This is a genomic window from Maribacter antarcticus DSM 21422 (genome assembly GCF_000621125.1).
GTDB lineage: Bacteria > Bacteroidota > Bacteroidia > Flavobacteriales > Flavobacteriaceae > Maribacter > Maribacter antarcticus.
In genome coordinates this window covers 22,315-43,413 of record NZ_KK211215.1, presented here as the reverse complement: position 1 = coordinate 43,413, position 21,099 = coordinate 22,315, and the positions used below count along the sequence as shown (strand labels likewise).

Genomic DNA, 21,099 nt, shown 5'->3' with positions numbered 1-21,099 from the left:
AGTCTTGATGACCTATTGCCAGCCGCCACCTAGGGCTTGATACAAATCTACGATTGCTTGAAGTTTAGCATTTTTCGTGTTAATAAGGTCTAAATTAGTGTTCAAAGTATTCTCTCTGGCATTCAAGACCTCCAGATAATTGGCTAAACCATTGTCCAATAATTCTTGTGAATATTCTCTTGCCAAGGTATACGCTTTATATTCCTTTTCCTTGATTTTTATCTTTTCAAAGGCCGCATCATAGGTATACAAGGCATCCGAAACTTCTTTTGAAGCGGTTAACAAAGCAAGCTTAAAATCCAATTTTGTTTGTTCCTGACGTGCTTGTGTTACTTCGTATCGGGTTCGTATAGTCCTTCTATTAAAAATTGGCTGTATTAAACCACTCACTACAGTAGCAAATAAGGAACTGGTGTCAAATAATTTATCAAACTGTAAACTCTGTAATCCTCCAGTAGCGGTCAATGTTAATGCAGGATAAAAATCACTTCTCGCTACATTGGTCAGCTCAAAGGAGTTTATGAGGGCATACTCGGCAGCTATCACATCTGGCCTATTAGCTAATAATTCGTATGGAATTCCAGACTTAAGCGGGGTTGTTATCCGTTGCTCCTCTAGCCTGCTTCTATTAAGCTCACCAGGCTCACCGCCCAATAAGATGGACAAGGAGTTTTCAAGAAGACGAGCAGAATTTTTTAAATCGATTAAAATCGCTTCGGCAGTATGTACTTGTGCTTCTGTCTGTTTTACCGCAACTTCGGTAACATTTCCTGCTTCCTTTAGGGCTTTGGTCGTTTCCAGTCCACTTTTACGGGTAGCGATAGTAAGCTCGGTAATCTGAATCTGTTCATCAAGGGATAAAAGCTGATAATAGCGCGATGCGATATTCGCCACCAATGTACTTTTCACAGCTTTATGCGCTGCAACGGATTGTAGATACGTAGCTTCAAAAGCACGCTTGTTGCTTCGTATTTTCCCCCATATATCTGCCTCCCAAGATAAACCCCCGCTAATTTGATATTGATCTAGCCTATTGAACTGGGCTCCAAATTGACTATTAGAAGAAAGTTCGCTGTGCGCATATTGAGCGATAAGGTCCAACGCAGGTAGATAGCCTGCCTTGCCCTGTTTTAAAAATGCTTCGGAAATTAATATCTGTTGAATGGCTTTTCTTATATCGATATTATTTTGAAGCCCTTCAGCTATGTAATTCTGTAATATAGAATCCGTAAATAGTGTTCTCCAAGATACCAAAGCCATGGAAACGCTATCTTTTTGTAAAGAATCTGTCCTGAAATAATTTGCTTTGAGCAATTCATTCTCTGGGCGTTCATACGTTTTTGCAGAAAAACAGGAGACCAATAACATTGGAAGGACCACAACCACAATAATCTTTATATATTTTGATAATTTCATACTATTACGACTCTTGATCAGTTTCTAATTTTTCCAAATCCGGTGATCCGCTTATCTTTTCTTGTAACCATTGGAAGAAAATGAATAGTATCGGTATTACAAAAACACCAGTTACAGTACCTATCAAAAGGCCTCCAACAGCTCCCGTACCAATAGATCTATTACCTGCGGCACCAACGCCACTTGCAAGCACTAAAGGCATTAATCCTAAAATAAACGCAAAAGAAGTCATTAAAATAGGTCTAAGCCTAGATTCGGCTCCTTGAATTGCGGCATCTAGAATACTATTTCCTTCCCGCCTTCTTTGAATTGCAAATTCTACAATTAAAATGGCATTCTTCGCTAATAATCCCACTAACATAATAAGTGCAATTTGAAAGTAAATATTATTCTGCAATCCAGCCATTTGGGTGGTAAAATATGCCCCAAATACACCCAAGGGTAAAGATAGTAGTACTGCAAATGGAATGAGATAACTTTCATATTGCGCTGCTAATAAAAAGTAAATAAAAACCAAGGACAGTAAAAATATCGTTGTTGTTTGATTTCCTGCATTTACTTCTTCCCGTGTTAAACCGGAATAGGCGGTAGTATAATTGACCGGTAAGGTCTTGGCCACCTCTTCTACCGCAGCAATCGCGTCCCCAGAACTATATCCAGGATTGGTTGCGGCAGTAACTTTTGTGGAATTAAACAAATTAAAACGGGTAACCGATTGAGGTCCATATACTCTAGTGAGGGAAATGAATTCTGTAATCGGGGTCATTTCACCTGCATCTGTCCTAACAAAAATTTGATCTAGGTTATCTATATTGGCTCGATCTTCTGGCAAAGCCTGAACATACACACGGTACTGTTTTCCGAATCTAGAAAAATCCGAAGCGAAAATACTTCCAATATATCCTTGCAAAGTGGAAAAAATACTACTCACAGACACGCCCAACTCTTTGGACCTAGGAACGTTTATCTCTAACTCATACTGCGGATACTTAGTATTGAAAGACGATTGCGCATATTGAATTTCAGGCCTTTTGGAGAGTTTTTCCATAAATACCTGATTCATCTTGTCCAAATCTGTAAAACTTCCACCAGAGCGGTCTAGTAAATTAACCTCTACACCGGCAGAACTACCAAATCCTGGAATACTCGGTGGCGCAAAAAAGATAATATTCGCTTCTGGTATCTTAGCGGCAACCCCAAACATTTTGGCTGTAATACTTTCAATAGATAATGAATCTGCCCTACGCTCATCCCAATCTTCTAAACGAATAAATCCGAGGCCATAGTTACTTCCTGAACCACCTAAGAAACTTCTACCTTCTACAATAGAACCTTCGCGCACACCGGGAATCTCAACTAGTTTTGCATATAGCTCTTCGTTCACCTGGTGTGTCCTATCAATGGAAGAGCCTGCGGGCAACTCTACGTTCAAGAAAATAATTCCTCTATCTTCATCCGGCACAAAACCTGTTTTAACACTTCCAGAAGACCACCATATACCTCCCAAAGCCAATAAAAGTATAACTACTGTCATCCATTTATTTCGATATAGAAAATGAACCGCATTCGTGTACTTTCGGGTGGTTGCCTTAAAGCCTGCATTGAAAGCATCAAAAAAACGCTGTACAAAGCCTTTATTTTTACCATCCTCTTCCTCGTGCGGTTTTAATAATAAAGCGCACAAAGCGGGACTTAAAGTTAATGCATTAATTGCAGAGATACTGATGGCCACGATTAATGTGACGCCAAACTGTTCGTAAAAAACACCTGTGGGGCCTTGAACAAAGGTAACAGGTATAAAAACCGCAGCCATTACTAGGGTAATAGAAATAATAGCACCGGATATTTCCTGCATGGCAGTCTCAGTAGCCTTCTTCGGATCCTTTGCTCCTTCATCTAATTTAGCATGCACAGCTTCGACTACGACAATAGCATCATCCACAACAATCCCAATGGCCAAAACCAATGCGAAAAGTGTTAGCAAGTTTATAGAGTATCCAAAAAGGTTGAGAAAGAAAAATGTCCCTATAATCGAAACAGGTACTGCTATTGCCGGAATCAATGTCGATCTAAAATCCTGAAGAAAAATAAACACCACTAAAAAAACCAGCAAGAAAGCCTCAATTAAAGTAGTTACTACTTTTTCTATCGAAGCATTCAAAAAATTATTGGTATTATACGGAATAAAGATTTCAATACCGGCAGGTAAATCTTTCTTAATTTCTTCCAATTTACTTTCAATTTCCAAAATGATATCCCTAGCATTAGATCCTTTCGTTTGGAAAATTCCCATATTTACCGCAGGATAGCCCGAGGTCATAGAACTACCAGTATAGGACTGTGCGCCCAATTCTATATCAGCTATATCGTTTAACCTAAGAAAACGACCATTTGGTAATGCTTTTACAATAATATTGCTGTATTGTTCCTCGGTTTTAAAACGACCTCCATATTTTATAGTGTAACTAAATGCTTCCCCATTATTTTCTCCCAGAGAACCTGCTGCCGCTTCTAAACTCTGCTCCCTTAAAACAGCTGTAACATCCGTAGGTATAATTCCATATGCAGCTAGTTTTTCAGGTTGAAGCCAAATACGCATAGCATAGTCCTTGGAACCGAAAACATTGACAGCTCCAACACCGTTTACCCGTTGCAACTCTGGAATTACATTGATTTTTAAATAATTCTGTATGAAGGTATCGTCATAATCGGGATTACTACTATAAAAAGACATGTACATTAAGGCACTAGTCTGTTGTTTTTGCGTAGTAACTCCTGTTTGTATTACTGCTTGAGGCAATAAGGAATTCGCACGTGCCACCCTATTCTGTACATTTACAGCGGCAATATCAGGGTTCACGTTTTGGTCAAAAAATACATTGATAGAAGCCGTGCCGCTATTGGTTGCCGTAGAGGTTAAATAGGTCATGCCCTCAACCCCATTTATTTGCTCTTCTAAAGGAATAATAACACTTTCCAAGATAGTTTCCGCATTGGCGCCTGGATAAGTAGCGCTCACACTTATCGTAGGCGGTGCAATATCTGGATATTGTGTAATGGGGAGTGTAGACAAACCCAATACGCCTAAAATAACTATAATTATAGATATAACAGTAGACAATACCGGACGTTCAATAAATATTTTTAACATGCTCTTTGGTTTAAATCCAATTTATCTAAATACTTTTTTAATAGGTTTGGCGATACTATCAAAAGGAACCGATTTTGGAAAAATCTTAGTCTCACCCTTTATTTTATCTACGCCGATACCAACGATTTCATCCCCTTTATTCAACCCTCCTGTTACCAAAAGCAAATTATCTACGGCAGTAAGTATATCAATCGAGGTTGATACGGCCATACTATCCTTACCAACTATATAAACATAAGTATTTCCTTGGCGCTCATAGGTGCTTTCCTTAGGAACAACAATGATATCACTATACGTTTTAGGAATTTGTATTTTAGCGCTGTTTCCATTGGTTAAAAGTCGTGACGGATTATCAAATTTGGCCCTGAACGTAATAGCACCTGTAGCCTCATCCACCTGAGAATTAATTGTTTCAATTGTTCCCTCCTGATTGTAAACTCTGCCATTTGCCAATATGAGTTTCACCTTGGGCAGATTCTTGATCTTATCAGCAATGGTTTCGCCTTGCGTATCTTGAATGAAATCTAGATAATCCTTTTCGTTCATTGAAAAATAAGCGAATACCTCACTTATATCGGCAACGGTGGTCAATGGTAATTGATTTGTGGGACTAATCAATGCACCCATTCTAAATCGTATGGAACCTACATAACCATCCACTGGGCTTTTTATAGACCCGTAATTAATATTAGCATTTATAGAGTTATAACTACTCTGTGCCTGTTGTAATTTTGCCCTGGCAGTTTCCAATTGTACATTACTGATGATATCCTTTTCCACCAAAGGCATCAATTTATCAACTTCTACTTGCGCTGCATTCACGTTTGCTTTTGCCGCAGCGGCGTCTTGGGAAAGCGATTGCGTTTCTAATTTGAATAATGTTTCGCCTTTTCTTACTTTCTGACCCTCATCAACTAAGACGTCGGTAATGTAACCTGATATTTTCCCACGCACTTCGCTGTTTATAATACCCTCAATACTTGCAGGATAGGTAGTTAATGCAGTAATGTCCTTGGTTGGGATTTCTATTACCTGAAATTCCTTTGGGCCTGAATTCTGAGCGTTTTCGCCCGAATTGTTTTCTCCACAAGAATGAAGGAACAATATTGGAACCAGTACTAATAAAAATCTTAATTTATTCATAGCAACGGATGGGTATTATTTAATTATTATTTTGAAATGCAACTATCTTTTCTAAAGTATCCTCCAAATTTTGTTTTTGAGTTTCCAAGTAGGTTTGAAATATGATTCCCACATAACCTTTTTCTTTAAATTTTGCAGGATTATAGTTTTTATTGAATGTATTTACTTTGTTTGCAATTCGTAATTCTTTGTAAACGGAATCTACATGCTCATTCAGCATATTTTTCACATAGCTGCCAGTGCTATGAAAAAAGCGTTTCCTATTTCCGGTTCTAGTATAGTAGTCCACAAATTTTAAAGAAATTAGCAACTTTAAATTCGTAGATACGGAACTTTTACTTGATTGGGTGATTCCCATCAACTGTTCAAAAGAATAGCCCTCATTAGAAGACAAAACGAGAATGGAATAAATCCGCGCTGCCAATGGAGGTAGTTTATGCCGTTCTTGAACGAATAACCCCAATTCCTCTACCAAATCCTTTTTTTCCTTAGAAGTACAATTCATCCTTGTCCTATTCCATTTATGATACAAAAGTAAAAGTTAGTTCGTATAGTTCGGAACTAATTAATCTAAATAAATGTTAATACGATAACCGTTAAAATAAGTTGTTGCTTTTATTTAAAAAAATAGTAATAGAATTAGAACATTAGCTATGGTCTTTCCTGTTTTTTCGAGTCTACAGAAACTAGAATTCAAATACCAAAATTGCTACTTCAAAATATTGATGCATGGTAGTTATTTTCTGTAATATACCTTTAAAAAAGAACGACGAAGTTCTACAATTATATTAATTTAAGACCACTAGGTAATAAAATCCAATATAAACAGACAGCATTTTCCCTTGGATTGATGCAAAGGGATTGTATATTCTATAACTGCTAATGTTACAACTAGAATACCGCTAGCTAGTACCCTATCACTTTATTTTTTCGAAACAATTCATGCCTTTACCTTGATTATTAACTAAAACAAAGAACCATGTCTAAAAAGACATGGTTCTTTGCTTGCAGTGACCGCGAAGGGATTCAAACCCCCAACCCTCAGAGCCGAAATCTGATGCGCTATTCAGTTGCGCCACGCGGCCTTTTATTAAATATTCAAAAATAGAATTTCTACTTGCGATAGTGTTACTTTACGACAATTTAATTTTAACAATACTAGAAATAGTTTTTCCATCAGCCTGACCTGCCAACTCCTTTGACACCATGCCCATAACCTTACCCATATCTTTCATCCCAGATGCTCCTGTTGCCGCTATAGTCTGGATGACTACTTTTTCTATTTCGGCATCGGTTAACTGTTCTGGTAAAAACTGTTCTAAAACTGCAATTTGTGCCAATTCAGGTTTCGCTAAATCTTCTCTACCTTGCTCACTGAATATGGCGGCACTATCCTTCCGTTGTTTTACCAACTTTTGCACTAATTTCACTTCATCATCTTCGGAAAGCATTCCATCCCCACTTGTCTGAGACAACAGAAGCTCTGATTTAATGGCGCGCAACGATTCCAAGGCCACGGTATCCTTTGCCTTCATCGCTGTTTTCATTTGATCTGTTACCTGCTGTTGCAATCCCATAATAGCCTATTTTAAGAAAGTACGAATATAAAAAATATACCCGTCAACAACTCTTTTTTCGGGTATAAAAGTTATGATTTAAGGTAAGTCTAGTCTACATTATCGTGTAAGAAAGAGTTATTTGACCGCAACTGAATATCATTGTTGCTATCATCACTTAAACTAGTCCTAGAAATCTTTTGCTCTCTAGTATTTTCGTTTAAATCGACCCCTTGTCTTTTGTATGCAGGTTGCTTTTCAAATTCGTCTATATTGTTTACACTATTCTTAAACTTATAATTAAAATCCTTCAATTTCCTCCTTCTTTCATCAGCCCTTTCCTTTAATAATTCCTCTATAGGTGTTTCCATTGGGTCCATTTGCTCATCGGGCCGCGCTAAAGGAGTTTTAGGAGCAAGGGTTTTTCTTTCAAAAACCAGCTCATCCTCCACTATCTTAGGTTCAAATTCCTCCGCTTTTGATTTTGCTCCCGTAAGTTTGTTTTCCAGTTGCATATAGTCATCTAGACTATATCTCGTTTCTCCCTTATTATTATACTCCAAGACCGGGATAATTTCAACGCTATCATTTACGTCCATATCCTTAACTTCATCATTAAGGTCGAACATGACAACATTTTTATTTTCCTCTTCATCGGTGACCAAAGGCAACTCAAAGCCCATTGCAAATTGGTCCTCTTTATCTTCTGCTTTCAACTCTTCTGCCTGAACCACCTCTATCTCGCGCAGTGCATCCGAAGATTCTATGATTACAAAATCTTCCTCCGAAACATTTTTAGCTACTACCTCTTCATAAAAAACATTAAAATTTTTGATATAATTTGTGGTAGGTATTAAATCGAAATCTCCATGATCAACCAATTCATAACGGGTTTGTGGTGTATCGTCCACTTTGTCCTCTACAACAACATGTACCGTTTTATTGGAGGACATAAGCTCCATTTCCGCTTTCTGCTCCTCCTCCAGATTATGGATTATTTTTTTTGACTCAGTGTTTACAATATCGTCCTGTTGTTCTATATTAAATCCCGTTGCGATAACTGTTACAGCGATGGCTTCGCCTAATCCATCATCTTCACCAACACCCATAATGATGTTCGCTCCATGCCCTGCTTCAATTTGAATGTGGTCATTGATTTCACCAATTTCATCTATAGTAATTTCTTGAGCACCTGAAACGATGAGCAACAACACATTTTTAGCCCCCTGGATTTTATTATCGTTTAACAAAGGCGAATCCAAGGCCTTCATAATAGCCTCATTTGCCCTAGCGGAACCCGAAGCAATTGCGGAGCCCATGATGGCCGTACCACTATTGGAAAGTACGGTTTTAGCATCGCGTAAATCTATATTCTGTGTGTAGTGATGTGTTATTACCTCGGCAATCCCTCTTGCCGCGGTGGCCAAAACTTCGTCTGCTTTTGAAAACCCAGCCTTAAAACCAAGGTTACCATATACCTCTCTTAGCTTGTTATTGTTAATTATGATTAAGGAATCTACGTTATTTCTAAGCTTCTCTATACCTTTTTGAGCTTGATCACAACGCATTTTCCCTTCAAAATTAAAGGGCATGGTAACGATACCAACCGTGAGCACATCCATTTCTTTTGCAAACTTTGCGATAACAGGAGCAGCACCAGTTCCTGTTCCCCCACCCATACCCGCAGTAATGAATATCATCTTGGTTGTATTGTCTAACATCTGTTTGATGTCCTCCATGCTCTCCATGGCAGCTTGCTCCCCAACTTCGGGGTTGGCACCAGCGCCCAATCCTTCTGTTAACGAAACCCCCAATTGAATCTTATACGGAACGGGACTGTTGTCCAAAGCCTGTGAATCTGTATTACAGATAACGAAATCTACTCCGTTAATTCCGGCCTGGAACATATGATTAATGGCATTACTACCACCTCCTCCTACGCCAATGACCTTGATTACATTGCTTTTATTCTTTGGTAGATCAAAAGAGATATTGTCAAATTCGCTGCTGTTGCTCATATTGTTTTTATTACTGGTTATAGTATGCTTTATGCTGTGGTTGTTCTACTCTGCGTTATCTAAAAATTCCTTTAACTTTTCGGACCATTTATCAAACACTGATTTACGTTCCTTTCTTCTTTCTTCGTTGACGTGAAGCTCCTCCACTCGTTCTTCTTCATCGGTTACTATATCCGATTCTAGAGCTGAAGTAACCTCGGCCTGCATTTTAGATTGATTCTTCACCGCATTCATTAACAGACCTACCGCCGTGGCATATAAAGGACTTGCTATCTCGGCGTCAGAATCACCTGCCAAATGCTCATTCGGATATCCTATTCTGGTATCCATTCCTGTAATGTACTCTACCAATTGCTTTAAATGCTTTAACTGGCTTCCCCCACCAGTAAGAACAATACCCGCAATTAGTTTTTTCTTTTGTTCGTCATGTCCATAGTTCTTGATTTCTACGTACACCTGCTCAATAATCTCTACAACCCTAGCATGTATGATTTTTGAGAGGTTTTTTAAAGAAATCTCCTTAGGCTCCCTTCCTCTTAGACCCTGTATGGAAACAATCTCATTCTCTTTGTTTTCCCCTGGCCATGCAGAACCAAACTTCATTTTTAATAACTCAGCCTGCTTCTCTATAATAGAACAGCCTTCCTTGATATCTTCGGTGATTATACCACCACCAAAAGGGATGACCGCGGTGTGCCTTATAATACCATCTTTAAAAATGGCTAAATCGGTAGTACCTCCTCCTATATCTATTAGTGCAACCCCTGCTTCTTTTTCTTCCTGACTTAAAACAGCATCGGATGACGCCAATGGTTCCAACGTAATATTCCCTAGTCCAAGGCCTGCACTTTTAATACACCTACCCACGTTTTTTATGGAGGTTACCTGACCTACAACAACATGGAAATTAGCCTCTAAACGCCCACCATACATGCCTATAGGCTGCTTAATTTCCGCTTGCCCATCAACCTTATATTCTTGTGGAAGCACATGAATAATCTCCTCTCCCGGCAGCATAATTAACTTATGCACTTGATTTACGAGCCTGTCTAAATCAATATCTCCAATAACCTCCTCAGAATCTGCTCTGGTAATATAATCGCTGTGCTGTAAACTTCGGATGTGCTGCCCTGCGATGCCCACTACTACGTTACTGATTTTTAGGCCCGAGGTACTTTCGGCCTCTTCAACAGCCTGTTGTATCGATTTTATGGTTTGTGTGATATTGTTTACTACACCACGGTGAACGCCCAAACTTTTAGACTTTCCAATGCCCAAAATCTCAATCTTTCCATATTCGTTTTCTTTACCAATGATGGCAACGATCTTCGTTGTTCCGATGTCTAGACCGACTGAATAATTAGCTTGTTCCATTCCCTTTTAAATTTTAGTGCACACTACTTGATTATTGAATTCCAAACTTACTACGGCAAAATCTTCCAAGGTTTTATCCTTGTTCGCCTTAGCGTAAAACGCTTTGAAATTGCTGAACTTTTCCGCTAGACTATCTATATTTCCTAAATTCACTACAAATTGGTTTAATCTAAATTTCAATTTGTAATTGTCCTTTTCATCAATATGAATACCAATTACGTTTTTACGCAAAAAGCCATCCGCATTGATAAATTCCAAAATAACATATACATCCTCCAGGCTTTCACCGGTAACATTCCCTGTGATTATTGGAACCCTGGCAGAATGATTAGCCGAAAATGGCATACGCCTTCCTTCGTCATCCAGATAGAATTTCGATTTTCCCTCTATGCGACCGATTGGTTTACGTTGAATAATTCTAGACGTAAGTTCACCATCTATAGTAAGATACACTTGGGCACTTTTCACCATTTCATTAGCTTCTATTGCCTTTTCTACAGTATTCAAAGCTATCTTTTCTTTAGGTACATTTTTAAGTCCACCATAATTTTGTATTAACAATTTATTAACCGTTCCTTCCGTGAGGTAGAGGTTCTCGTCCCCACTAAACTCTACCTTCATTTTAACAATATTTCTCCTGCTGTTTCGCTGATTGGAAAACGCGTACAGCCCCATGATTGCTAAAATCAGCGCAATTAACTTTATGTTACTCCAGTTCGTTTGCATATGTCAGTTCATTTTTAATTTTTTCTATTTCCAGACCTATATCCCCAGCTCCCATAGTCACCAGTAAATCAGGATTTTGAGCCTTTATTTCTGCCAGAATAGCTTCCTTTTTTACTACCTTTTTACTGGAATTGGTCATTTTTCTTAACAACCAGTCGGAGTCTATTCCAGATATAGGTGTTTCCCTTGCAGGATAAATTTCGAGCAATAGGACCGAATCGAATTTGGAAAGGCTTTTCGCAAATTCATTACCAAAATCCCGAGTTCTAGTAAAAAGATGTGGTTGAAAAACAGCCAATACCTTTTTATTAGGGTGCATTTCTTCAATCGCATCAAACACGGCATCTATTTCTGTTGGGTGATGTGCATAATCATCAATAAATACAAACGCCGGTGTATGTATCTTATATGAAAATCTACGCTGCACACCCTTAAATGTACCCAATGCACGTGCCAAGTGCTCCGGTGGGGACCCAGCTTCTATTGCCATAGCAAACGCAACCAAACCGTTAAGTAAATTATGCCTACCCGGTTTTGCGAACCTGACGCCTTTCAAAGCTATATTAGGCGCTACCAAATCAAATACATAGGCGCCTTGTTCTATTGTTATGCTATGGATACAATAATCAGAATCGTCCTCTATGCCATATGTTATGCCTTCCAACGGAAGACCTTGGCGAACAAAAAGAGTTCCTCCGGGCTTTATACGTTTTGTAAAGTCGATGAAGGAATTAGTTAATGCTTGCGCATCACCATATATATCTAAATGATCGGCATCCATAGAGGTTATACAAGCGACATTAGGTGTAAGACGCAAAAAAGAACGATCAAACTCATCTGCCTCTACAACTGAATACTCGGTTCCTTCCAATAGAAAATTACTATAAAAATCTTCAGAAATACCTCCTAAAAATGCTGTAAGCGGCGTGCCAGTTTCTTTTAGTAAATGTGCCAAAATACAAGATGTCGTTGTTTTGCCATGCGTTCCTGCAACCGCAAAACAGAATGAATCTTTAGTGATAAGACCCAGTACTTCGGAACGCTTTTTTATCACAAAACCATTGTTCTGAAAGTATTGGTATTCACTATGCGATGCAGACACGGCAGGCGTATACACAATTAGGGTACTTTTCTTGTTCTGAAATGATGCTGGAATCAATTGCACGTTATCTTCGTAATGAATAGAAATTCCTGTTTCAACCAATTCACTAGTCAACGGGGTTTTTGTTTTATCATATCCTGCAACAGGAAGGTTTATAAACCTGAAATATCGCGCTAACGCAGACATACCTATGCCTCCGATACCAATAAAATAAACCCTATGTATGCTTTTCAAATCCATATTAAAATTTCAAGAACCTATTAGTAGGTATGCTATATTTTTAATAATTTCTCCACCTGGTCACATATATCTTTTGTGGCATTTGGTAACGCCAGTGCTTTCATATTACTAGACAGCTCCTCTTGTTTTTCTTCCGAATTAAAAACCGCTATAAAACTGGCTTCAAAATCTACATTTAAATCGGATTCCCTAATCAGAATTGCTGCCGACTGATTCTCCAGAGATTGGGCATTTTTGGTCTGATGATCTTCCGCTACATTGGGCGATGGAATAAAAAAGGTAGGTTTTCCTACGATACACAATTCAGATACCGAACCAGCACCCGCCCTAGAAATAATGATATCTGCAGCAACATAAGCCTTATCCATATCATTCAAATAGGAATGCACTTTTACCGTTTCGTTCGCATGTCCTTTATACTCTTCTATATAACCTTTTCCGCATTGCCACAAGACCTGTACTCCTAGATCCTGAAAAAAAGCTAGCTTTTCAGATACAAGAGAATTGATACGTCTTGCACCAAGACTGCCACCCAAGAACAGAACCGTCTTTTTAGTTGGGTTCAGCTCAAAGAAATCCAAAGCATCTTTCTTATTTACCGTAAGCAACACCAAATCAGCACGAACCGGGTTCCCTGTTTTAACTATTTTATCGGCTGGAAAAAAGTGTTCCATACCATCATAAGCCACACAGATTTTCTGCACCCTGTCCTTAAGTAGTTTATTGGTAATACCAGCATAGGAATTCTGCTCCTGTAACACACAAGGTATACCCTTACCTGATGCCATCCTTAAAAGCGGCCCACTGGCAAACCCTCCCGTACCGATTACGGCATGGGGCTTAACCCGTTTTACTATGTTACCTGCTTTTATCAAACTACTTATTAATTTAAATGGAAACATCAAGTTCTTAAAGCTTAGTTTCCGTTGTACCCCTGTAATCCACAAACCTTCTATCCTATACCCCGCTTGGGGTACTTTTTCCATTTCCATTCTATCCTTCGCACCTACGAATAGGAATTCAGCCTTTGGAAACCTTCGTTTTAATTCGTTCGCTATGGCTATCGCCGGATATATGTGTCCGCCTGTTCCTCCTCCAGAAATAATAAATCTATAATTGTCCACTTAACACTTCTAAAGGGTTGCTCTCATCAAAATCGGCTGATTCACCATTATCCTGCACCAAACTCTTGTTACTAGCACTCAAAATAATTCCTATAGCCAAGCAGGTCATCCAACTGGAAGTTCCCCCACTACTTATCAATGGCAAATTCTGACCTGTTACCGGAAATAATTCTACGGCTACCGCCATATTAATAAAGGCCTGAAATACAATTGGTAGTCCCACACCTAAAACCAATAGCTTGCTAAAAATAGAGGTAGAACCATTGGCTACTACCACAATACGAAACAGTAAAAACAGGTAAACCAATACAAGGCCAAAACCACCCACAAGACCGTATTCTTCGACAATTATGGCATAAATAAAATCCGAAGAACTCTGTGGTAAAAAGTTTTTCTGCACACTCTTTCCAGCACCCTTACCTACAATACCACCCGTAGCGATAGCAATCTTTGCTCTTTCTATCTGGTAATTCGCATCTGTATCTTCTGGACTCGTAAAACTATCTATACGGCTCATCCAAGTATCTACACGGTTAGGAAACAAATCTGGAAATGCTTTTGCCGTTACCACAAATAGGGTCAAACAAACCAATCCGGTCGCTACTATTCCCATCAAATACTTTATAGGGTAGCCTCCCAAAAAACATAGCATCAATACCATGGAAAATATAATACCTGCGGTAGAAAAGTTAGCAGGTAAAATCAAGACCACTACAAAAAATACAGGAAGCCATAAGGGTAATATACTTTCGGTAAACGTAACTGTACTATCCCGTATCTTAGAAAGATATCTAGCCACATAAATAAGTAGTACTACTGCCGCCAAATTGGAGGGCTGAAACCCGAACCCGACATAGGGTATATGAATCCACCTACTGGCATTGGTCTCCCCACTATTTGTTCCTTGTGCCAATACAAAAACCAACAAAACCAAAATTATGGGTAAGGCAATCAAAGAGAGTCCCCTAAAAAAATGTGTCGGGATTTTATGAACACCGTAGATAATGCCAAAACCAAAAAATAATAATAACGCATGCTTTACCAGATGACCAACAGTAGTTCCATTACCTAACACATAGACCAGATTACTACTGGCGCTATAGACCGGTAAAAAGGAAAATAAGGCCAATAGAGCCGCAATGGCCCAAATAGCTTTATCTCCTTTAATATTTTTAAACAGTTTTAGCACTTATAAATTTTTTACACAATTCTTAAACTGATTACCGCGGTCCTCATAATTTTCAAACAAATCAAAACTAGCACATGCCGGAGACAACAAAACCGTATCTCCGCGTTCGGCAATCTTATAGGCTACCTTTACCGCTTCTTCCATGGCATATGTTTCTACCACTAAATCCACAACGTTCCCAAAGGTTTCCTTAATCTTACTATTATCCATGCCTAGGCATATAATAGCCTTTACTTTTTCACGCACCAATGACATCAAGGCCGTATAATCGTTTCCTTTATCCACACCCCCAACAATCCAAACTGTTTGGGTCTTTACACTGTCTAGTGCAAAATAGGTGGCATTTACATTGGTTGCCTTAGAATCGTTTATGTACTGCACGTGATTTATTTTCAACACCTTTTCCAAACGGTGGGGTGCTCCCTGAAAATTAGAAATGCAATCTCTTATGGTCTCCTTCCGGATACTTACCAATTTTGCAATGGTAGCCCCTGCCATTGTATTCTTTACGTTGTGTTGTCCTTCGAGTGCTAAAGCGTCTGTCGTCATCGTTATCTTATCCGTTAGTGTTCTTATTACAATATTTTTATCTTCTAAGTAAGTTCCTTCCTTAAATTTTTTAGTTAAGGAAAATGGCATTAATTTGGCTTTGACCGGGTTGGCTTTGAGCCAGGAAACGATTACTTCATCGTCCGCATCGTAAATGAGATAGTCGGTCTCCGTTTGGTTCATTGTAATCCTGAACTTTGAGGCGATATAGTTCTCGAACTGGTAATCGTACCGATCTAAATGATCTGGCGTAATGTTCGTGATTACCGCGATATCTGGCCTAAATTCCTGAATACCATCTAGCTGAAAACTACTTATCTCCAAGACGTAATACTCAAAATCAGTATTAGCGACCATTTTAGCAAAACTATCCCCAATATTACCAGCCATACCTACATCTAGGTCTCCACCTTTCAATAGGTGATTAGTAAGCATCGTGGTAGTCGTTTTTCCATTACTACCAGTTATACCAATAATCTTGGCACCAGTATACTTGGATGCAAACTCAATTTCAGAAATAACCGGTATACCTTTCGCTACCAATTGCTTTACCAAAGGCACGGTATCCGGAATACCTGGACTTTTCATTACGATAGTTGCCTCTAGTATGCGGTCCTCTGAGTGGTTTCCCTCTTCCCAATCAATTCCATAATGCGAAAGAACGTTCTTGTACTTCTCTTTAATTTTTCCTTTGTCGGATACAAAAACATCGTATCCCTTTTTTTGACCTAAAATAGCCGTACCCACGCCACTTTCTCCGCCCCCAAGAATCACTAAAAATGCCATTTATCGTAATTTTAAAGTCACTATAGTCACAATGGCCAATAGGATTCCTACAATCCAAAAACGGGTTACGATTTTACTTTCATGGTATCCTTTTTTCTGATAATGGTGATGTAAGGGCGCCATTAAAAAAACACGCTTCCCTTCTCCATATTTACTCTTCGTATATTTAAAATATCCTACCTGCACCATAACGGAAATAGACTCCGCAAAGAATATCCCACATAGAATAGGTATCAATAATTCCTTGCGGATAATGATGGCAATTACGGCAATGACACCACCGATAGTCAAACTTCCAGTATCTCCCATAAATACCTGTGCGGGAAATGCATTGTACCATAAAAACCCTACGAGAGCACCTGTAAATGCAGTTATAAAAACCACCAACTCCTCCACTCCCTTTATGTACATAATATCCAAATACTCCGAAAAAATTATATTACTGGAAACCCAGGCAAAAATCCCTAGGGTAATTACGATAATGGCCGAAGTACCGGCTGCGAGTCCATCTATACCATCGGTAAGGTTGGCCCCATTGGAAACCGCCGTAACGATGAGAATGATGATAGGGATAAAAATTAACCAGCTATATCCTGCGAAGCCATCGCCCATCCATGAAATAAAACTGCTATAGTCCAGCTCATTATTCTTAAAGAAAGGAACTGTGGTCATTGTAGACTTGATATCCGACCCTTTTACCTCTTCTACGGTAAAATTCTCAGTAATCATTGTTTTCGTATGCTCGCGCATGGTTACTTCTGGATGAAAATAAAGCGTAGCACCAACTACCAATCCTAATACCACCTGACCCAAAATCTTAAACCTACCTTTTAGTCCGTCCTTGTTCTTCCTAAAAACTTTGATATAATCATCTATAAAACCGATAATCCCCATCCATAGGGTAGTTACAATAAGAAGGATGATATAGATATTATGTAATTTCGCGAAAAGCAAGACTGGAATCAGTGTTGCAAATATGATAATAATACCGCCCATCGTTGGCGTTCCAGCTTTTTGTTTTTGCCCATCTAGTCCCAAATCCCTTACAGTTTCGCCAATCTGCTTTTTTTGAAGAAAAAGAATGATGTGCTTACCGAATATCGTAGCCAAACCCAAGGAAAATAGGATAGCCATAGCCGCCCTAAAAGTCAGAAACCCAAAAAGGGATGCCCCAGGGAACTGGTATTCATTTTCTAAATATTCGAATAGGTAGGTTAACATATATTCTCGCTACAAGCCAATTAATATTGGCCTTGATTATTTATCTAAACTTTTCAATACTTCGGTTACCATCTTAAAATCATCAAAATCTATCCGCTTCCCGTTGGATTCCTGATAGGTTTCGTGTCCTTTGCCGGCTACTAGAATAATATCATTGGCAGCGGCTAATTGACAAGCCGTTTTAATCGCTTGTTCCCTATTTTCAATAGCTAATATTTTATTGGTATACTGGGGTTCCACACCCGTCTCCATTTCTGCAATAATTTCAGAGGGTAATTCTGTTCTAGGATTATCCGAGGTGAAAATCACCTTGTCACTCATTTCCGAAGCGATATTACCCATTACCGGACGCTTTGATCTGTCTCTGTCGCCACCACACCCCACAACGGTGATGACGTTTTCATTTCCAGTCCTCAATGTGTTGATTGTCTCAAGCACATTTTTTAAAGCATCCGGCGTATGGGCATAATCGACTATAGCCGTGATTTTTTGTTTTGATATGTAATATTGAAACCTGCCATCTACATTATCCAACTCACTTAACAGTCTAAGGGTCTCTAACTTTTCCAAGCCTAGTAAATCTGCCGTAGCATAAATGGCTAACATATTATAAGCATTAAAATGGCCTATTAATTTGGTCCACAACTCATGGTCGCCCACCTTCAACAATTGACCATCGAACTGATTCTCTAAAATCTGGACCTTAAAGTCAGCATAATTCTGTAAGGCGTAGGTATATTTTCTAGCATTGGTATTTTGTAGCATCACCAAACCGTTCTTATCATCTATATTGGTAAGGGCAAATCCTTTTTTAGAAAGGTTATCAAACAGTAATTTCTTGGTATCCCTATACTCTGCAAATGTCCTATGATAATCCAAGTGATCGTGCGATAGGTTGGTGAAAACAGCACCTTCAAAGACCAAGCCTTCTGTTCTTTTTTGATGAATACCGTGAGAACTTACCTCCATAAAACAGAACTCCACACCAGCATCGTTCATCAAACTCAGATTCTGGTTGATAGTAAGTGCATCTGGGGTTGTGTGTGTAGTTTTATACTCCGTATCATCCACCATAATTTTGATGGTAGATAACAATCCTACTTTATAGCCTGCCTTTTTAAATAATTGATATAATAAACTGGTAACGGTAGTCTTCCCGTTTGTGCCAGTAACCCCTATCAATTTTAAGTTCTTGGAAGGATTTCCATAAAAGTTTGAAGCCATAACAGCCAGTGCACTATTTCCATTAGCCACCTCAACATAGGTAATCTCGTTGACCATATCTTCTGGAAGTTGCTCACAAATAATGGCCTTGGCACCTAAATCTATTGCCTTTCTTATGTAGTTATGACCATCTGTAAGTGTTCCCTTAATCGCTACGAAGACATCGTCCATTTGAACGTTACGCGAGTCAAAACAAACGGCATTGACACTACAATTAGTAGTGCCACTTACCGCCGTCAGGCTAACTCCAAATAATATGTCTTTTAGTACCTTCATGAAAGCTCCAACACTATTTTTTTTACTACTTTAATATTTGTTCCTTTTGATATGGATTGGCGGTAAACCTTTCCATTTCCCTTTAACTCTACCTCTATTCCTAAATTTTCCAATATCGAAATGGCGTCCATACCACTCATACCATGTAAATTAGGAACCTTTACGTACTCTTTTTGCATGTGTGCAAAGTATCCTTGGTACGCTTTATCCAAACCAATGTCAAATTCATCTTTAATATAAATCTCGTCGATTAAAGGGGAGGTAGCATATACTTTTTGAGCCACTGACTTAAAAACAGGACCCGAAACATCCGCTCCGTAATAGCCAACACTTTTATCCGGCTTATGAATCACTACAATACAGGAATACTTAGGATTGTCTGCTGGAAAGTATCCAGCAAACGAAGAAATATATTCATATTTATCCTTATCCTTAGACACATAATTGGTTTGCGTAGTTCCTGTTTTTCCTGCCATAGAAAAGTTTTTTGAGTACATGCCGTTACCCGTGCCACTCTTTTTCTCAACAACATCTTTTAAAATCTGTTGTACCTTTCTTACCGTCTCTTTGGAACAAATCGACGCATTTAACACTTCCTTGTCAAACTTCTTAATACTCTTGTTCCATTCTTTGACTTCTTTTATAAGTCTTGGCTTTAACAATTCCCCGTCATTGGCAATGGCATTATAAAATGCCAATGTTTGCAAAGGGGTGATAGACACCTCATAACCGTAAGCCATTTGTGCCAAGGACAGTCCTGACCAACCTTTATCACCGGGATATCTTAAAACAGGAATACCTTCACCCCTTACTGGCAGCCCTAACTTCTTATGTAGACCCATACTCATGAGTCGATTCACATACTTCTCCGGATCATCCTTATACCCATTGTGCATCATCTTGGCAAATGCTACATTTGAGGATACCTCAAAAGCTTTTGCTACAGATATCTTACCATGTCCACCGTGCTTTGTATCCTTTATTCTATGGTTATATAATTTCCAAGTACCATTCTCGGTGTCTATAACAGAACTGGTATCTACCACTTTATCCTCTAAGGCAGCCACAAGGTTCATTAATTTGAAGGTTGAACCTGGTTCGTGAGATTCTCCTATAGCATAATTTAAACGCTCGTAGTATTTTCCGTCTTTGGTGCTCCCAAGATTAGCAATGGCTTTAACTTCTCCAGTTTTAGTTTCCATTACAATCACCGTTCCATGATCTGCTTTATACTGCTCCAACTGTTTCAATAATGCATGATGTGCTATATCTTGAATATTGATATCTATGGTAGAGTAGACATCATAACCGTCTTTGGGCTCCACAATATTATCCGACCCAATTGGTTTCCATTGATTCTTTGCTATTTTTTGTTTTAGACGCTGTCCTTCAATACCACTTAAATACTCGCTAAAAGCGCCTTCCATACCCACTCGGGTGTGGTAACCATTTTCATCTATTCGCTCATATCCTACACTTCTTTCTGCTATTTTTCCTAAAGGATGTTCTCTTTTGGTTTTTTGTTCAATGATGAGTCCGCCTTTAAACGGTCCTTTTTTAAACAACGGAAAATCCTTCACTGCTATGTAGTCCGTATAATCTAGGTTACGGGCAACTAAAGTATACCTGTTCTTATTCTGCTTTGCCTTTCTTAAAACTTGCTGATAATGCGAAGAAGTTTTACCAAAAAGTTTAGCTAGCGCATCTGAAAGGGGCTTTATATTTTCTTTAAAGTCGGCATCAGACACCGTTACCGCATCAAACCTAATAGTGTATTTGGATACCGAAGTAGCTAAAAGACTACCATCATCTGAATACAAATTACCCCTATTGGGAGCTATAGTAAACATTCTGGTCGTTCGTGTTTCCGCTAATGCCATATACTTTTCACCGTCTACGAACTGAATGGAGACTAACTTGAAGAGCACAGCGCCTGCAAAAAGCACCAGCGCACCAGCCACAAAATACAATCTTGTTAATATACTCTTGTCCGTTGCGGGCATA

General features: G+C 38.9%; 15 protein-coding genes and 1 tRNA gene. All 16 read right to left on the bottom strand.

Going from position 1 to position 21,099, the window contains the following annotated elements:
• Positions 1-12: 12 nt before the first annotated feature.
• Positions 13-1,416 (bottom strand): TolC family protein, encoded by a 1,404-nt coding sequence (locus tag Q360_RS0121450; RefSeq protein ID WP_027078910.1) that lies wholly within the window; start codon positions 1,414-1,416, stop codon positions 13-15.
• 4 nt (positions 1,417-1,420) lie between these two features.
• Complete coding sequence (locus tag Q360_RS0121445; RefSeq protein ID WP_027078909.1) at positions 1,421-4,567, bottom strand: efflux RND transporter permease subunit; 3,147 nt, start codon at positions 4,565-4,567, stop codon at positions 1,421-1,423.
• Between the two features lie 21 nt (positions 4,568-4,588).
• On the bottom strand, positions 4,589-5,710 hold the full coding sequence (locus Q360_RS0121440; RefSeq protein ID WP_027078908.1) for an efflux RND transporter periplasmic adaptor subunit: 1,122 nt from the start codon (positions 5,708-5,710) through the stop codon (positions 4,589-4,591).
• 19 nt (positions 5,711-5,729) lie between these two features.
• A complete protein-coding gene (locus Q360_RS0121435; RefSeq protein ID WP_027078907.1) occupies positions 5,730-6,215 on the bottom strand; it encodes a GbsR/MarR family transcriptional regulator in 486 nt (161 codons plus the stop codon).
• Between the two features lie 506 nt (positions 6,216-6,721).
• Positions 6,722-6,795: transfer RNA gene (locus Q360_RS0121430), tRNA-Arg, on the bottom strand.
• A 48-nt stretch (positions 6,796-6,843) separates the two neighbouring features.
• Positions 6,844-7,287: a GatB/YqeY domain-containing protein gene (locus tag Q360_RS0121425; RefSeq protein ID WP_027078906.1), complete on the bottom strand. Its 444-nt coding sequence runs from the start codon at positions 7,285-7,287 to the stop codon at positions 6,844-6,846.
• An 89-nt stretch (positions 7,288-7,376) separates the two neighbouring features.
• Positions 7,377-9,284 (bottom strand): cell division protein FtsZ, encoded by a 1,908-nt coding sequence (ftsZ, locus tag Q360_RS0121420; RefSeq protein WP_027078905.1) that lies wholly within the window; start codon positions 9,282-9,284, stop codon positions 7,377-7,379.
• A 45-nt stretch (positions 9,285-9,329) separates the two neighbouring features.
• A complete protein-coding gene (ftsA, locus tag Q360_RS0121415) occupies positions 9,330-10,658 on the bottom strand; it encodes a cell division protein FtsA (protein ID WP_027078904.1) in 1,329 nt (442 codons plus the stop codon).
• A gap of 6 nt (positions 10,659-10,664) precedes the next feature.
• Positions 10,665-11,384 (bottom strand): cell division protein FtsQ/DivIB, encoded by a 720-nt coding sequence (locus Q360_RS0121410; protein ID WP_027078903.1) that lies wholly within the window; start codon positions 11,382-11,384, stop codon positions 10,665-10,667.
• Entirely contained in the window at positions 11,365-12,726 is a 1,362-nt protein-coding gene (murC, locus tag Q360_RS0121405; RefSeq protein ID WP_027078902.1) for a UDP-N-acetylmuramate--L-alanine ligase, read from the bottom strand. Before murC ends, Q360_RS0121410 begins: the two co-directional genes overlap by 20 nt.
• Before the next feature lie 32 nt (positions 12,727-12,758).
• Positions 12,759-13,850: an undecaprenyldiphospho-muramoylpentapeptide beta-N-acetylglucosaminyltransferase gene (murG, locus tag Q360_RS0121400; RefSeq protein ID WP_027078901.1), complete on the bottom strand. Its 1,092-nt coding sequence runs from the start codon at positions 13,848-13,850 to the stop codon at positions 12,759-12,761.
• Positions 13,837-15,039 (bottom strand): FtsW/RodA/SpoVE family cell cycle protein, encoded by a 1,203-nt coding sequence (locus Q360_RS0121395; RefSeq protein WP_027078900.1) that lies wholly within the window; start codon positions 15,037-15,039, stop codon positions 13,837-13,839. Before Q360_RS0121395 ends, murG begins: the two co-directional genes overlap by 14 nt.
• Positions 15,040-16,374, bottom strand: a complete 1,335-nt coding sequence (gene murD / locus Q360_RS0121390) for a UDP-N-acetylmuramoyl-L-alanine--D-glutamate ligase (protein WP_027078899.1) — start codon at positions 16,372-16,374, stop codon at positions 15,040-15,042.
• Entirely contained in the window at positions 16,375-17,595 is a 1,221-nt protein-coding gene (gene mraY, locus Q360_RS0121385) for a phospho-N-acetylmuramoyl-pentapeptide-transferase (protein ID WP_027078898.1), read from the bottom strand.
• A gap of 36 nt (positions 17,596-17,631) precedes the next feature.
• Positions 17,632-19,095 (bottom strand): UDP-N-acetylmuramoyl-L-alanyl-D-glutamate--2,6-diaminopimelate ligase, encoded by a 1,464-nt coding sequence (locus tag Q360_RS0121380; protein ID WP_027078897.1) that lies wholly within the window; start codon positions 19,093-19,095, stop codon positions 17,632-17,634.
• A complete protein-coding gene (locus Q360_RS0121375) occupies positions 19,092-21,098 on the bottom strand; it encodes a penicillin-binding protein (RefSeq protein ID WP_027078896.1) in 2,007 nt (668 codons plus the stop codon). The genes Q360_RS0121380 and Q360_RS0121375 overlap by 4 nt, the downstream gene beginning before the upstream one ends.
• Position 21,099 lies beyond the last annotated feature (1 nt).

Bases quoted from the DNA above. Each gene is read 5' to 3' on its own strand.
- Q360_RS0121450 (WP_027078910.1), bottom strand. From the start codon at position 1,416: ATGAAATTATCAAAATATATAAAGATTATTGTGGTTGTGGTCCTTCCA.
- Q360_RS0121445 (WP_027078909.1), bottom strand. From the start codon at position 4,567: ATGTTAAAAATATTTATTGAACGTCCGGTATTGTCTACTGTTATATCT.
- Q360_RS0121440 (WP_027078908.1), bottom strand. From the start codon at position 5,710: ATGAATAAATTAAGATTTTTATTAGTACTGGTTCCAATATTGTTCCTT.
- Q360_RS0121435 (WP_027078907.1), bottom strand. From the start codon at position 6,215: ATGAATTGTACTTCTAAGGAAAAAAAGGATTTGGTAGAGGAATTGGGG.
- Q360_RS0121425 (WP_027078906.1), bottom strand. From the start codon at position 7,287: ATGGGATTGCAACAGCAGGTAACAGATCAAATGAAAACAGCGATGAAG.
- ftsZ (WP_027078905.1), bottom strand. From the start codon at position 9,284: ATGAGCAACAGCAGCGAATTTGACAATATCTCTTTTGATCTACCAAAG.
- ftsA (WP_027078904.1), bottom strand. From the start codon at position 10,658: ATGGAACAAGCTAATTATTCAGTCGGTCTAGACATCGGAACAACGAAG.
- Q360_RS0121410 (WP_027078903.1), bottom strand. From the start codon at position 11,384: ATGCAAACGAACTGGAGTAACATAAAGTTAATTGCGCTGATTTTAGCA.
- murC (WP_027078902.1), bottom strand. From the start codon at position 12,726: ATGGATTTGAAAAGCATACATAGGGTTTATTTTATTGGTATCGGAGGC.
- murD (WP_027078899.1), bottom strand. From the start codon at position 16,374: ATGGCATTTTTAGTGATTCTTGGGGGCGGAGAAAGTGGCGTGGGTACG.
- mraY (WP_027078898.1), bottom strand. From the start codon at position 17,595: ATGTTAACCTACCTATTCGAATATTTAGAAAATGAATACCAGTTCCCT.
- Q360_RS0121380 (WP_027078897.1), bottom strand. From the start codon at position 19,095: ATGAAGGTACTAAAAGACATATTATTTGGAGTTAGCCTGACGGCGGTA.
- Q360_RS0121375 (WP_027078896.1), bottom strand. From the start codon at position 21,098: ATGCCCGCAACGGACAAGAGTATATTAACAAGATTGTATTTTGTGGCT.